A 13,259-nucleotide genomic window follows, 5' to 3' on the forward strand; every position below is an offset into this window, starting at 1 on the left:
TGTATAAGAGACAGCGAGCGACCTCATGAGGCGTCCGGTGAGGGTGTAGAGGGCGGCGACGGAGCCCCAGACCACCAGGGTGATGAAGGTGATCCGGGCGTCGAAGAGGGCGGCGGTGATCGCGATGGCCGCGAACCGCTCGCCGATGGGGAACACGATCATCTTGCGCGCCCAGTGGACGGCCCTGAACCTGCCGGCCCTGCCCCACATCTTGAGCACGGCGCGCAGGCCCTGGGTGCGCTCGGCCTTCCGGCGGACGAGCGCCTGACGCAGCTCGCGGTCGTCGGGATCGTCGAGCGGGATCGTCGGCAGCTTGGCGGGGGGCTTGCGGCGGTTGGCGATGCCGAAGGAGAAGTCGAGCAGGTGGCGCACCGACTGCAGGCCGAGCGCGGCCAGGGCCAGGATCCAGATGTCGTCGCCGTTGCCGGAGACCACCCAGCCGACGGCCAGGCCGGCGAAGACGACGTACTCCTTGAACCGGTCGAACGTCGCGTCGAGCCAGGCCCCCAGCACGCCGAACTTGCGGGCGTAGCGGGCGACCTGCCCGTCGACGCAGTCGAAGACGAACGCGAAGTAGATCAGCACACCGCCGAGGATCATCCACGGCCGGTCGCCGGTGGCGAAGCAGGCCGCGGCGGCCACGCCCAGCGCGATCGAGATCAGCGTCACCTGGTTGGGCGTCAGCCCGCGCCGGGCCGCCCAGCGGGCGATGAACCGGGAGTAGGTGGAGACGAAGTACGTGGTGAAGAAGCCGTCGGCGCCCTTGACCGCGTGGTTGAGCCGGGCGCGGTCCTCGTCGATGCCGACGATCTCGGCGCCGGCCTCGTTGACCTCCTCCTGGGTGGTGACCCGGCGGTAGAACAGGTCGCGGCGGCCGCGGATGCCGACCGACACGCCGTTGCGCACCAGGCCGAACACGATGAGCTGCACCAGGTCGTCGTCGGGGCCGAAGCGGTCGGCCATGTCGGCCAGCGCGCGGCAGGTCTCGGCCAGGACGGGTGCGTTGCGGGCGCTGACGTGGAGCGGGCCGAGCACGATGCCGTTGGGCCGGGTCACGGCGTGAGTGGCGGTGCCGACCGACACGACGCGCCCCGACTTCCCGATGCGGACGCGTACGGGCAGCCCCTCGACGCGGTTGTGCCCGATCTCGGGCTCGGCCTCGTCGACGGGGATGCGCTCGACCTGGCTCTCGTCCTGGTCGCTGTCCTCGTCCGCCTCCTCGGTCGCCTGAGGGCGTGGCTCTTTGGCGACGAGCGCCAGAGCACCGCGCTTGGTCTTGGTGATCTGGTACATCAGCTCGTCGTGGACGACGGAGTTCTCGGGGATGATGAAGAGGTTCTCCGTCGCGGAGTCGGCCACGTCGGCCACGGCGCGCAGAGCCGCGGCCACGTCACCCGAGGGGATCGTGGCGAAGCGAGGATCCATGGCGGCGAGCTGGCTGTGCAGCCGCTCGGCCACGGTGGGGTTGCCGGGCAGTGCGGCCAGCCTCAGGCCAGTCGGAGAGATGTCGGGGCCGGGCGAGGCGCCCAGCAGGACCACGCGGGTCATGACTCCCTTTCGAGGCGGTAGCGGGGGGTTGAACAACGGGTAATGCGGGGACAGGGGTCAAAGTCTAGTGAGAAGGACGTAAAGTCGTGTCACTGGAGGATGCCCGTAACGTCCGGTCCGCCGGTATAGGGGGCGGCCGTAAGATGTTCGGGTGAGTCTCTACCGTGACGAAGGCGTGGTCCTGCGCACGCAGAAGCTCGGTGAGGCCGACCGCATCGTCACCATCCTCGCCAGGCGCACCGGCAAGATCCGGGCGGTGGCGAAGGGCGTGCGCCGCACCACTTCGCGCTTCGGGGCCAGGCTGGAGCCGTTCACGCACGTCGACCTGCAGCTGCACACCGGCCGCACGCTCGACGTCGTCACGCAGGCGGAGACGATCAGACCTTACGGGGAGGCGCTGGCCGCCGACTATCCCCGCTACACCGCCGGCACCGCGATGCTCGAGACCGCCGACCGGCTGACCCATGGGGAGAAGGAACCCGCGCTGCGGCAGTTCCTGCTGCTGGTGGGCGGGCTGCGCACTCTCGCCGACCGCGGCCACGAGGCCAGGCTGGTCCTCGACGCCTACTTTCTGCGCTCGCTGGCCGTGGCCGGCTACGCCCCCGCGCTGGAGGCGTGCGCCAAGTGCCAGGCGCCGGCGATCAGGGCGTTCGCCATCGTGGCCGGGGGCGTGGTGTGCGGGGCCTGCAAACCCGCCGGCGCGGCCGTGCCGGCGGGGGAGACGATCGGGCTCATGACGGCGCTGCTGCGTGGCGACTGGGCCACGGCCGACGCCTCCGAGCAGCGCCATCGCAGCGAGTGCAGCGGCTTGGTGGCGGCTTACCTGCAGTGGCATCTGGAGCACGGCATACGCTCTCTCCGTCACGTCGAAAGGGAGCCCGTGTGAACGTACGTCCTCCGTCCCCGCACCCGTCGGGGGCGACGCCGCCGCCCATTCCCCGGGAGCTGGTGCCCCGCCACGTCGCCATCGTCATGGACGGCAACGGCCGCTGGGCCAAGGCGCGCGGGCTGCCCCGCACCGAGGGGCACAAGGCGGGCGAGTCCTCGCTCTTCGACGTCATCGGAGGGGCCCTGGAGCTCGGCATCCCCTACCTCAGCGCCTACGCGTTCTCCACGGAGAACTGGAAGCGCTCGCCCGAAGAGGTGCGCTTCCTCATGGGCTTCAACCGCGACGTCATCCGTCGCCGCCGCGACGAGCTCAACGCCATGGGCGTACGCGTGCGCTGGGCGGGCCGGCCCGGGCGGCTGTGGAAGAGCGTGATCAGCGAGCTGCAGACGGCCGAGGAGATGACCGTCTCCAACACCAAGCTGACGTTGCAGTTCTGCGTCAACTACGGCGGCCAGGCCGAGATCGTGCAGGCCGCGCTCAAGCTGGCCGAGGACATCGCGGCCGGGCGGGTCAAACCGTCGCGGGTCGACGAGAAGGTGTTCTCCCGCTATCTCGACGAGCCCGAGATCCCGCCCGTCGACCTGTTCCTGCGCTCGTCGGGGGAGCAGCGCATCTCCAACTTCCTGCTGTGGCAGTCGGCGTACGCCGAGATGGTGTTCCTCAACCGGCTCTGGCCCGACTTCGACCGCCGCGACCTGTGGGAGGCGTGCGAGATCTACGCCAAGCGCGACCGCCGCTACGGCGGCGCGCTCCCCAACCAGGTCTAGCCACGCGGCGGTCGAGAGTCCTGGAAGGTGCCGGGCGCGTCGGTGACGTGGCCGGGTCGCGCCTGGACGATGTCCAGGCATGTCAGGAGTTCCTCCGGGTATGCCGTGCACGGTCATGCCGTCCGCGATGACGCTTCCTTGGTGTTGTGGGCCACATCCGCGACATACGTCACATCATGGGATGATTGGGATTATTAGCCCCAGGTGGCTGGTTGACGCCGATGTAACACAGCAACCACGCCGGTCGCTCTGGAGCATCCAGAGCCCCAGAGCGGCAGGCGTACCAAGGGGAACACACGATCATGAGTAAGATCGTTATGCGTTTGACCACGGCTGCCGCAACTCTGGCGGTCACGGGGGGCATTTTCTTCGCCGGCGCGGGAGCCGCGTCGGCGACGACGACCACGGGGCAGAACGTCGCCGTCGGCCGGCAGGTCGTCCGGCACGACAGCGCCGCCCAGCGCTGGGACGGACAGCGCTGGTGGTTCCGCTACAGCGGCCACGGGGACTGGTACAGCTTCGACCACAGCGAGCGCTACCGCTATGACGGCCACCGCTTCTACCGGTGGAGCGGCGGCAAGTGGAAGGCCGTGTCGGCGTCGTACGCCCGCCGCCACGACCTGTACCGCCACGACTTCTTCCCCGGCCACCGGCCCCGTGACCACCACGGATCCGACCGCGGTCGGGACCATGGCAGGGACCACGGCCGTGACCATGGCAGGGACCATGGCAGGGACCACGGCCATCACGACCACGGCAACGGTCACGACGACCACGGTGACCACGGTGACCACGGTGACCACCACGACGGCAACTCCGGTCGCTGACATGTTGAACAGTCGCTGACGTCTGAACGAAAAGGGCCGGCCCGGGCAACCCCGGGCCGGCCCTTTCGCATCCGAAGAAAGCGTGCCCGGTGTCAGGCGGATGCTGTCAGGCGCGGCGGCGGGCGCGGTAGGCGGCCACGTGCATGCGGTTGCCGCACGTACGGCTGTCGCAGTAGACGCGGGAGCGGTTGCGTGACTCGTCGACGAAGACGCGTTCGCAGTCGGGCGCCGAGCACGTGCGCAGGCGCTCCACCTCGCCCTCCACCAGCAGGTGGGCCAGCGCCACCCCGCAGTCGGCCGCCACGTGCTCGGCCAGCGACGCGTCGGCCGCGAAGTAGTGGACGTGCAGCGGATGCCCGTCGTGCTCGGTCAGCCGCGGCGTGATGCGCGTGCCGGCCAGCAGGGCGTTGAGGGTGCGAACGGCCGTCGGCTGGTCGGGGGCGGTGAAGACCCGGTGGAACGCCTCGCGCACCATCCGCACCTGGCCGAGGTCGCGCGGCGTGAGCGTGTGGACCCCGCTGACCTGGCGGGACTCCACGAACGCCTGCAATTCGGCCAGGCTGGGCAGCCCCTCGTCGCCTCCGGTGGCGGGCGAGGTGTTGACCAGTTCGACAACGGTGGCCAGAGAATGCACCATGTCATGGCCAAACGGCATGTTGACTCCTGTCGCGCCGGGTTCTAGCGTGATCGCAGCGTATCTCGTGCGCGTGGGTCGGGGGGTTTCCGTGAGTGCACATCGGCGTATCGTGCTGATCGCGGTAGCAGGCGCACTCATCATCTCGACCTCCGGCCCGCTGGTCCGGCTGTCCGATGTAGCGCCCGCGACCTCGGCGTTGTTCCGCTGCGCGTACGCCGTGCCGCCGATCGTGCTGCTGGCCTGGCTGGAGCGGCGCAGGCTGGGGCCGATGCCACGAAAGGCGCTCGTCCCGGCCTGGGCGGCCGGCGTGACGTTCGCGCTCGACCTGCTGTTCTGGCACCACGCGATCGAATACGTGGGCGCCGGCCTGGCGACCGTGCTGGGCAACCTGCAGGTGTTCATCGTGGCGTTCGCCGCGTGGGCGTTGTTCAAGGAGCGGCCGTCGTCCCGGCTGATGGTCGGCACTCCGGTGGTGTTCGCCGGGGTCGTGCTGATCTCCGGGGTGTTCGACAGCGCCGCCTACGGCAGCGACCCCACGATGGGGGTGCTGGCCGGGGTGGCGACGTCGGTGTCGTACGCGGCGTTCCTGCTGCTGATGAAGAGCGGATCGGGCCGCGGGGCCGGGCCGCTGGCGCACGCGACCGTGGTGGCGACGATCGTCATCGCGCTGCTCAGCCCGGTGTTCGGCGGCGCCGACTTCGTGCCGGAGTGGCCGGCTCACGGGTGGCTGCTGCTGCTCGCGCTGGGCCCGCAGGTGGTGGGGTGGTCACTGATCGCCTTCTCGCTGCCGAGGCAGCCCGCCGCGCTCACCGCGCTGCTGCTGCTCGTGCAGCCCCTGACGACCGTGGCGCTCTCCGCGTTGGCCCTGGGGGAGCGCCCCTCGCCGCTGCAGCTCGCCGGCTGCGCCGTGGTCGTCCTCGGAGTGCTGTACGGCTCGCGCCGCCCTCAGCCCGCCTTGGCCGTCGCCGAGCAGGACGCGCAGGTGCCGAAGACCTCGACGGTGTGAGTGATCTCGGTGAAGCCGTGTTCGCTGCCCACCAACTCGGCCCAGCGCTCGACGGCCGGCCCCGCCACCTCGACGGTGCGGCCGCAGTGGCGGCACACCAGGTGGTGGTGGTGCGAGCCGGTCGCGCACGCGCGGTAGACGGACTCGCCGTCGTCGGTGCGCAGCACGTCGACCTGGCCGCCGTCGGCCAGCGCCTGCAGGGCGCGGTAGACGGTGGTCAGGCCGATCTTGGCGCCGTGCAGGCGCATCTCGGCATAGACATCCTGCGCGCTGCGGAAACCCTCGCTCTTGCGGAGGGTGTCGTGGACGGCGTCGCGCCTCGTTGTCATGCGACCTCCTCGACGCGCAGCTGTGGTCGATCTGTCACGGAAGACTCCTGGGTTCGGCCTCGCCGTACGAATTTACCGACTCCGAGGGCCAGGACGAAGCCCGCGAGCGCAAGAAGCACGATCGCGGCGCCCGGCGGGACCTTCGTGGAGAAGGTGGAGGCGAGCAGCCCGCCCACGGAGGCGAGCACCCCGAACAGCATGGCCAGCCCCATTGTCGTACGGAATCCGCGGGTGAGCTGCTGGCTGGTGGCCACCGGGATCACCATGAGCGCGCTGACCAGCAGCAGGCCGACCACCCGCATGGCGATGACCACGGTGAGCGCGGCCGTGACGGCGATCAGCAGGCTCAGGAAGCGTACCGGCAGCCCGCTCGCCCTGGCCATCTCCTCGTCCTGGCAGAGCACGAACAACTCCCTGCCGAACACCACGACGATCCCGATCACCGCGACGGCCAGCGCGGCGATGACCCAGATGTCCTCGGGCGTGACGCTGGCGATGGCGCCGAACAGGTAGGAGTTGAGCTTGGCGTTGCTGCCGCCCGGCGCGATGGCCATGAGCATGACGCCGCCCGCGATGCCGCCGTAGAACAGCAGCGCCAGCGCCACGTCGCCGCTCGTACGGCCACGAGCCCTGACCAGCTCGATGGCGACGGCGCCGATGATGGAGACGATCACGGCGGTGAGCACGGGAGTGGTGCCGGTCAGGAAGCCCAGCGCCACGCCGGTCAGCGCGACGTGTCCGATGCCGTCGCCGAGCAGCGCCAACCGGCGCTGCACGATGAACGTGCCGACGGCGGGCGCGCAGAGCCCGACCAGCAGCGCCGCGACGAGCGCGAGCTGGAAGAGCTGCTCCTGCAGCAATTCGATGATCACCTTGGTTCCCCCTGCCAGCCGGTCAGCGGACCGGCGACGGACTCCACCGCGTGCGCGTGCTGGTGGTCGTGCCCCGGCCGCGCGCACTCCCCCTCGGGGCGCGGTGGCGGCCCGTCGTGCACGACCCGGCCCTCGCGGATCAGTACGCCGCGCGTGATGATCGGCTCCAGTGGGCCCAGCTCGTGGGCCACCAGCACCACCGTCTTGCCACTGAGCACCAGGCCGGACAGCGTGTCGGCCAGCAGCTGCTGCGTCTCGGCGTCCACCCCGGCGGTGGGCTCGTCCATCACGTACGTGTCGGGCTCTCCGGCCAGCGCGCGGGCGATGAGCACCCGCTGCTGCTGGCCCCCGGACAACGACTGGACGGGGTCGTTCGCCCGCCCGGTCAGCCGTACGGCCTCCAGCGCCTGCGCGACGGCGGACCTGTCGGTCGTGCTCGTGCGGCGCAGGCGGCTCTGGCGGGCGATCCGGCCGGAGGCGACCACCTCGCGCACGGTCGCGGGCACGCCGCCGCCCACCTGGAGGCGCTGCGGCACGTAGCCGATGCGCCACCAGTCACGGAACTTCGCCGGCGGGACGCCGTACAGGAGAGTCCGCCCGCCGCTCAGCGGTGTGAGGCCGAGCAGCGCGCGCACCAGCGTGGACTTGCCCGACCCGTTGGCCCCGAGCAGGGCCACGACCTCCCCGGAGCTGACGGTCAGGTCGATCCCCTGCAGGACGGGTTTGCCGTCGAAGGAGACCCGGCCGCCGGTCATCGAGAAGGCCGATTCGCTCATGCCATACACCCCAGTGCTGTTTGTAGGGTTTTGAGGTTATCGCGCATCGCCGAGACGTAATCTCCGGCGGGCTTGCTCTCCAGCGGGTCGAGCACGGCCGTCTTCGCGCCGACCTGGCTCGCCAGCACCTCGGCCACCTTCGGGCTGACCAGCGACTCGGTGAAGACCGTGGTGACGCCCTCGGACTTGGCCAGCTTGGCCACCTCGGACAGGCGCGCGGGCGACGGCTCCATCTCGGGGTCGAGCGTGATGCCGACCTGCTTGAGCTTGTAGCGGTCGGCCAGGTAACCGAACGCCTCGTGCGCGGTGACCAGCGTCTTCGACCGGCACGTGCTCAGCCCCTGGCTGAGCTCCTGGTCGAGGCCGGTGAGGGTGGCTGCCGTCTTGGCGGTGCGGTCGCGGTAGCCCTGGGCGTGCGCGGGGTCGGCGGCGGCCATGCGCTCGCCCAGCTTGGTGGCGACGGTGGCCAGGCGGGAGGGGTCAAGCCAGATGTGCGGGTCGTAGGAGACGTCCGCGTGCTCGGCGTGCTCCTCCTCGCTCTCCCCGGCGTGCTCCTCGTGCTCGGCGTGCTCCTCGTGCTCGCCGGCGGGGAGCGTGGCGACGGCGGTGGCGGCGTCGAAGCTCTTGTCGGGCTCGACGGCGTCGTCGACGGCCGGCTGGATGCCCTTGATGTAGACGGTGAGGGCGGCGTTCTTGATGTCGGTGACCTGCTTGATGCCCAACTCGAGGTCGTGCGGCTCGACCCCCGGCGCGGTCAGCACCGTCACCTGGGCGTCGGATCCCCCGACCTGCTCGCTCAGCCACTGCAAGGGGTAGAAGGCGGCGACCACCTCCGGCTTCCCGGTCGCTGCGGCGGTGGTCTGGGTGGAGCCGCTCCCGCAGGCGGCGGTGGCCAACGCAGCCGCCAGCACAGCGGTTCCAGCCAATGAACGAGCGGCACAAGCCCGGGAAAATCCTGACATCATGCGACCAGTATGCGCCGAAATGAAAACGATTGTCAAAATCCGCTGCGCCCCGAGCCCGTCCACGCATGACGGTATTGCCCCCACCCGCCCCACTTCGCAGGCGGGGTCGAACGTGGGTGCAGCGGCGGTGAGCAGCGACCCCACCAGACGGGGGTCAACATCCACCCGCACCTCATCCGTGAGGCCCACCGCTTCCCGGGGCCGGGGCCGTGCGCGGGTGTCGGGTCGAGGGCGGCCTCACCGAGGGTTGAGCGGGTGGTGGCAATGTGCACAGCGGCCCCTCGCGCGGGGGCGTCGACCCGCCTCGCGGGTGGCCCAACCCGCCTCATGAGCGAGGTCCGCGTGGGTGCCGGCACGGGGACCTGTCCCACACACGGGCGGACGGTGCGGGGACTGGTCCGTCTTTCCGGGGAGCGTACGTGGTGCTGGCCGTCTTACGCGGGCGTACGGGGTGCGGATTCTGGGGGAGGAGGCCGTCTCACGACTTCAGGCCGGTGGGAAATCGCGAGGGAGCTGCCGTCGCCTGGAGGAGCGGAGGGAGCGAAGCGACCGGAGCGGGGGAAGGCGGCGGCATTCGAGGCGACCGAGCCGGCCTCGCGGAGCGAGGCCCATGGGAACGAGGCCCATAAATAGGGATGCCGGTCGGCGGCTGGGGGCCCGGCGCGCCGATCGGCATCCCGTCATCACCCCGGTGATCATGCGTCGGCAGAGCCGTTGCCGACGCCCGAGGTGACGTCTTACGCGACCGTGACGGCGCTTTCGCGCAGGCGCCGTTCACCGGTGTAGTCGTGCACCGCGTTCCCCTTCGGGAACCCGATGTGTGTCAGTCCTTCTTGGGCCGGCTCGCGGATGGCCTTCGCGGGTGCGCCGGTCACGGATTCGGCCACGGCGGGCGTCCAAGGCCCGACCGACTCCTTGAGCTCCTCGGAGCCCGCCGTGGCGCGCTCGCTCTCCCGGGTCGCGGCGTGGGCGGTAGGATGTCCGCGCTCATGCCGAGTCCCGGTCGGTGGAGATGGCTGGCCGCCGAGCCCCACGTCATGATGCCGTCGGCGTCCTCGGTCTTCTGGTGGGACGAGGTGCCGAAGACGGCGGAAAGCCTTGCCACGCTGGGCGCGTGGCAGGTGCGGTCGCAGGAGTCCACAGTGTTGGTGCCGATCATCGTGAGTCTGTCGGGGCCATGGTCAGGCGGCCATAGCTCATGATCCCCTCCATTCCGCATACAATGTACGGTATTCCGGGCTAAACCGCACGGGCAAGGTTTTCGTTCAGCAGGTCGCTCACCGCGTGGATGGCACGCAATGTCGGGACCTCGGCGCCGGTGAGGTCGGCCAGCTCGACCACCGCTGACAGCAGCACGTCGAGCTCCAGTGGCTTGCCCTTCTCCAGGTCCTGGAGCGTGGACGTCTTGTGCTCGCCCGCCTTCTCGGCTCCGCGCAGGCGGCGTTCGATGGAGATGCCCGGATCGCAACCGACGCGGCGAGCCACCTCCACGGTCTCCTGCATCATGGCCACGACCAGTTCCCTGGCGCCGTCGTGGCGGCAGATGCCCGCCATCGTCGCGCGGGCCAGGGCGCTGATCGGGTTGAAGGAGATGTTTCCCATGAGTTTGATCCAGATGTCCCGGCGGAGGTCGGTCTCCACCGGGCACTTCAGGCCGCCGGCGATGGCGGCCTCGCTGAAGGACGTGCAGCGCTCCGTCAGCTTGCCGTTGGGCTCGCCGATGGAGAATCGGGTGCCTTCGAGGTGGCGGATCACGCCAGGTTCCTCGATCTCGGTCGCGGCGTAGACGACACATCCGATGGCGCGGTGCAGCGGCAGGGCCGCCGTCACCGTGCCGCCCGGGTCCACGCTCTCGATGCGGTAGCCCTCGTAGGGGCCCTTGAGCCCGTGGAAATACCACCACGGGATGCCGTTCTGTGCGGCGATGATGCTCGTGGTCTCGTGGAGGAGCGGCCTGATCATGGGGCCTGCGGAGGCGTAGCTGTTCGCCTTGAGGCCCAGGAAGATGTGGTCCACCGTGCCGACCTGGTTGGGGTCGTCGGTGGCATGGGGATGGGCGACGAAATCGCCCCTGGGGGAGAGCACCCGCACACCGGCGCGGCGAATTGCTTCGAGGTGCGCGCCTCTCGCGATGAGATGCACCTCGACTCCCGCCCTGTGGAGGGCGGCCCCCACGTATGCGCCGATGGCGCCGGCGCCAAGAACAGCCACCTTCATGCTGCGCTCCGTTCTCGCGTCGGAGGTGTACGGGCCCGTACACGAGATGGGCCGCGTGATGCGGCCCACCGTGTATTCGGTATACAGTATGGAAAAAGGTGGGTCAAGGAGCGTGCCTGTGACCGTTCTGCGGCATGAACCAGTGGTGGAAACGATGCCGCGGGCCTACGTGGACCGGCCGGCGCCTCCGCCGGGCACCTCAGGACCGCCGCTCGGCGAGGAGCTTGGCGACCGCCTCGCCCCGCCGTCGAGCCCGCCGGCGACGGCGACCGTCGAGGCCGTTTCCGCCACGCGGGGTCACACGGTCGCAAGCCCGGGCCGCGCAGCGGACGGCCGGCGGGACGAGAGAGCCGGCGGCGTCGAGCGGGCCGGTCCCCGCGCCCCCACCCGCGCGGCCCGAGCCCGCCGCATCCGGTCGCTCGCCTTTGGTCACGATCCCGTCTCGGAGGCCGGGGTCATGGTCGATCGCGGGAGGTCCTCAAAGGGGGCAGGCGATCACATGTGGGGTGTCTCGGAGGTGAGGAGGTCGTCGAGGGGATGGCTGCACGAGGCCGTCATGCCCCTGTGCGAAGCCCCGCTGGCCGACGTGCCGGCGGACGCCCATCCGGGGTGGTCCGGCGGGCGAGTGGAGCCGATCGAGTTGCCCCGTAGGGGCTAGACAGTCCGTTCAGGAGGGAGTAAGCATTGCGTTCATACGGTATGCAGTATGCGGAAGACAGGTATAGCTCGTCGCCGGGAAAGGGTGACTGATGTCTGAAACGATCTCTGGTGGTCATCTCGTAGCAAAGGCACTCAAGGCCGAGGGCGTGGACGTGATCTACACGCTCTGCGGCGGCCACATCATCGATATCTACGACGGCTGTGTCGACGAGGGCATCGAGGTCATCGACGTACGCCATGAGCAGGTGGCCGCCCACGCGGCCGACGGCTACGCGCGCATCACCGGCAAGCCCGGATGCGCGGTGGTCACCGCGGGCCCCGGCACGACGGACGCGGTCACCGGTGTGGCCAACGCCTTCCGTGCGGAGAGCCCGATGTTGCTGATCGGCGGCCAGGGTGCTCTGAGCCAGCACAAGATGGGCTCCCTGCAGGACCTGCCCCACGTCGACATGATGACCCCGATCACCAAGTTCGCGGCCACGGTGCCGAGCACGGAGCGGGTGGCCGACATCGTGTCGATGGCCTTCCGCGAGTGCTACAACGGCGCTCCGGGGCCGTCGTTCCTGGAGATCCCGCGCGACGTGCTCGACGCGAAGGTCCCGCTGGAGAAGGCGCGCATCCCGCAGGCGGGCCACTACCGCGCCTCCACCCGCCAGCAGGGCGACCCGGAGGCCATCGAGCAGCTGGCCGACATGCTGGCCCACGCCGAGAAGCCGTGCATCCTGCTCGGCAGCCAGGTCTGGACGTGCCGGGCGACCGACTCGGCCATCGACTTCGTCCGCGCGCTCAACGTGCCGGCCTACATGAACGGCTCCGGCCGCGGCACCCTGCCGCCCGGTGACCCGCACCACTTCCAGCTCAGCCGCCGCTACGCCTTCACCGAAGCCGACCTGATCATCATCGTCGGCACCCCGTTCGACTTCCGGATGGGCTACGGCAAGCGGCTGTCGCCGACGGCCAAGGTCGTCCAGATCGACCTCGACTACCGCACGGTCGGCAAGAACCGCGACATCGACCTCGGCATCGTCGGCGACGCCGGACTCATCCTCGCCGCGGCGGCCCAGGCCGCGAGCGGCCGCATCCAGGACGCGGCCGCCAAGCGCAAGGCGTGGCTGGACGAGCTGCGCGCGGTCGAGACCCAGGCGTACGAGAAGCGTCTGCCGCGCCAGCACTCCGACGCCCAGCCCATCGACCCTTACCGGCTGGTCCACGAGATCAACGAGTTCCTCACCGAGGACACCATCTACATCGGCGACGGCGGCGACATCGTCACCTTCTCCGGCCAGGTCGTGCAGCCCAAGTCGCCCGGCCACTGGATGGACCCGGGCCCCCTCGGCACCCTCGGCGTCGGCATGGCCTTCGCGATGGCGGCCAAGCAGGCGCGCCGCGACAAGGAGGTGCTCTGCCTCTTCGGCGACGGCGCCTTCAGCCTCACCGGCTGGGACTTCGAGACGATGGTCCGCTTCGACCTGCCGTTCATCGGCGTCGTCGGCAACAACTCGTCCATGAACCAGATCCGGTACGGCCAGGCCGCCAAGTACGGCGAGGACCGCGCCCGCATCGGCAACACGCTCGGCGACATCAAGTACGGCGAGTTCGCCAAGCTGCTCGGCGGCTACGGCGAGGAGGTGCGCGACCCGGCCGAGATCCGCCCCGCGCTCGAGCGGGCCAGGGAGTCGGGCAAGCCCTCGCTGATCAACGTCTGGGTCGACCCAGAGGTCTACGCCCCCGGAACCATGAACCAGACCATGTACAAGTAGGGGAAC

Annotated in this window: 13 protein-coding genes; 5 read left to right on the forward strand and 8 right to left on the reverse strand. The window is 70.0% G+C overall.

Features of this window, described 5'->3' with window-relative positions; translation table 11 throughout:
* The coding region (locus E1286_RS24660; protein WP_132615863.1) for a CDP-alcohol phosphatidyltransferase family protein at positions 1–1,548 on the reverse strand (1,548 nt) is incomplete at its 3' end.
* 151 nt (positions 1,549–1,699) lie between these two features.
* On the opposite strand from E1286_RS24660, the gene recO reads away from it, so the two are divergent.
* The 3 genes from recO (at position 1,700) to E1286_RS24675 (ending at position 4,031) form a co-directional block, all read left to right on the forward strand.
* Positions 1,700–2,434: a DNA repair protein RecO gene (gene recO / locus E1286_RS24665; protein WP_132615865.1), complete on the forward strand. Its 735-nt coding sequence runs from the start codon at positions 1,700–1,702 to the stop codon at positions 2,432–2,434.
* The gene (locus tag E1286_RS24670) at positions 2,431–3,204 is read left to right on the forward strand and encodes an isoprenyl transferase (RefSeq protein WP_132615867.1); all 774 of its coding nucleotides are present in this window, start codon (positions 2,431–2,433) and stop codon (positions 3,202–3,204) included. Before recO ends, E1286_RS24670 begins: the two co-directional genes overlap by 4 nt.
* 302 nt (positions 3,205–3,506) lie before the next feature.
* The gene (locus E1286_RS24675; protein ID WP_132615869.1) at positions 3,507–4,031 is read left to right on the forward strand and encodes a hypothetical protein; all 525 of its coding nucleotides are present in this window, start codon (positions 3,507–3,509) and stop codon (positions 4,029–4,031) included.
* Positions 4,032–4,137: 106 nt separating this feature from the next.
* On the opposite strand, the gene E1286_RS24680 is transcribed toward E1286_RS24675, so the two are convergent.
* Entirely contained in the window at positions 4,138–4,686 is a 549-nt protein-coding gene (locus tag E1286_RS24680; RefSeq protein WP_165969895.1) for a CGNR zinc finger domain-containing protein, read from the reverse strand.
* Between the two features lie 91 nt (positions 4,687–4,777).
* Between E1286_RS24680 and E1286_RS24685 the strand changes: the two genes are divergently transcribed.
* On the forward strand, positions 4,778–5,674 hold the full coding sequence (locus tag E1286_RS24685; RefSeq protein WP_246075088.1) for a DMT family transporter: 897 nt from the start codon (positions 4,778–4,780) through the stop codon (positions 5,672–5,674).
* Here E1286_RS24685 and E1286_RS24690 read toward each other — a convergent pair.
* The 6 genes from E1286_RS24690 to E1286_RS24710 form a co-directional block, all read right to left on the reverse strand.
* A complete protein-coding gene (locus tag E1286_RS24690) occupies positions 5,614–6,003 on the reverse strand; it encodes a Fur family transcriptional regulator (protein ID WP_132615873.1) in 390 nt (129 codons plus the stop codon). The two genes, E1286_RS24685 and E1286_RS24690, sit on opposite strands and share 61 nt — an antisense overlap.
* The gene (locus E1286_RS24695) at positions 6,000–6,872 is read right to left on the reverse strand and encodes a metal ABC transporter permease (RefSeq protein WP_132615913.1); all 873 of its coding nucleotides are present in this window, start codon (positions 6,870–6,872) and stop codon (positions 6,000–6,002) included. The genes E1286_RS24690 and E1286_RS24695 overlap by 4 nt, the downstream gene beginning before the upstream one ends.
* On the reverse strand, positions 6,872–7,651 hold the full coding sequence (locus E1286_RS24700; protein ID WP_132615875.1) for a metal ABC transporter ATP-binding protein: 780 nt from the start codon (positions 7,649–7,651) through the stop codon (positions 6,872–6,874). Before E1286_RS24700 ends, E1286_RS24695 begins: the two co-directional genes overlap by 1 nt.
* On the reverse strand, positions 7,648–8,562 hold the full coding sequence (locus E1286_RS24705; RefSeq protein ID WP_246075091.1) for a metal ABC transporter substrate-binding protein: 915 nt from the start codon (positions 8,560–8,562) through the stop codon (positions 7,648–7,650). The genes E1286_RS24700 and E1286_RS24705 overlap by 4 nt, the downstream gene beginning before the upstream one ends.
* A gap of 791 nt (positions 8,563–9,353) precedes the next feature.
* A complete protein-coding gene (locus E1286_RS48070) occupies positions 9,354–9,503 on the reverse strand; it encodes a hypothetical protein (protein ID WP_165969896.1) in 150 nt (49 codons plus the stop codon).
* Positions 9,504–9,855: 352 nt separating this feature from the next.
* The gene (locus tag E1286_RS24710) at positions 9,856–10,833 is read right to left on the reverse strand and encodes a 2-dehydropantoate 2-reductase (RefSeq protein ID WP_132615877.1); all 978 of its coding nucleotides are present in this window, start codon (positions 10,831–10,833) and stop codon (positions 9,856–9,858) included.
* Positions 10,834–11,582: 749 nt separating this feature from the next.
* Between E1286_RS24710 and E1286_RS24715 the strand changes: the two genes are divergently transcribed.
* Positions 11,583–13,253 carry a thiamine pyrophosphate-binding protein gene (locus E1286_RS24715; RefSeq protein ID WP_132615879.1) on the forward strand — a complete coding sequence of 557 codons (1,671 nt, stop codon included), beginning with the start codon at positions 11,583–11,585 and terminating at the stop codon, positions 13,251–13,253.
* The last annotated feature ends 6 nt before the right edge of the window (positions 13,254–13,259 follow it).

This window comes from Nonomuraea terrae (assembly GCF_004348995.1).
GTDB lineage: Bacteria > Actinomycetota > Actinomycetes > Streptosporangiales > Streptosporangiaceae > Nonomuraea > Nonomuraea terrae.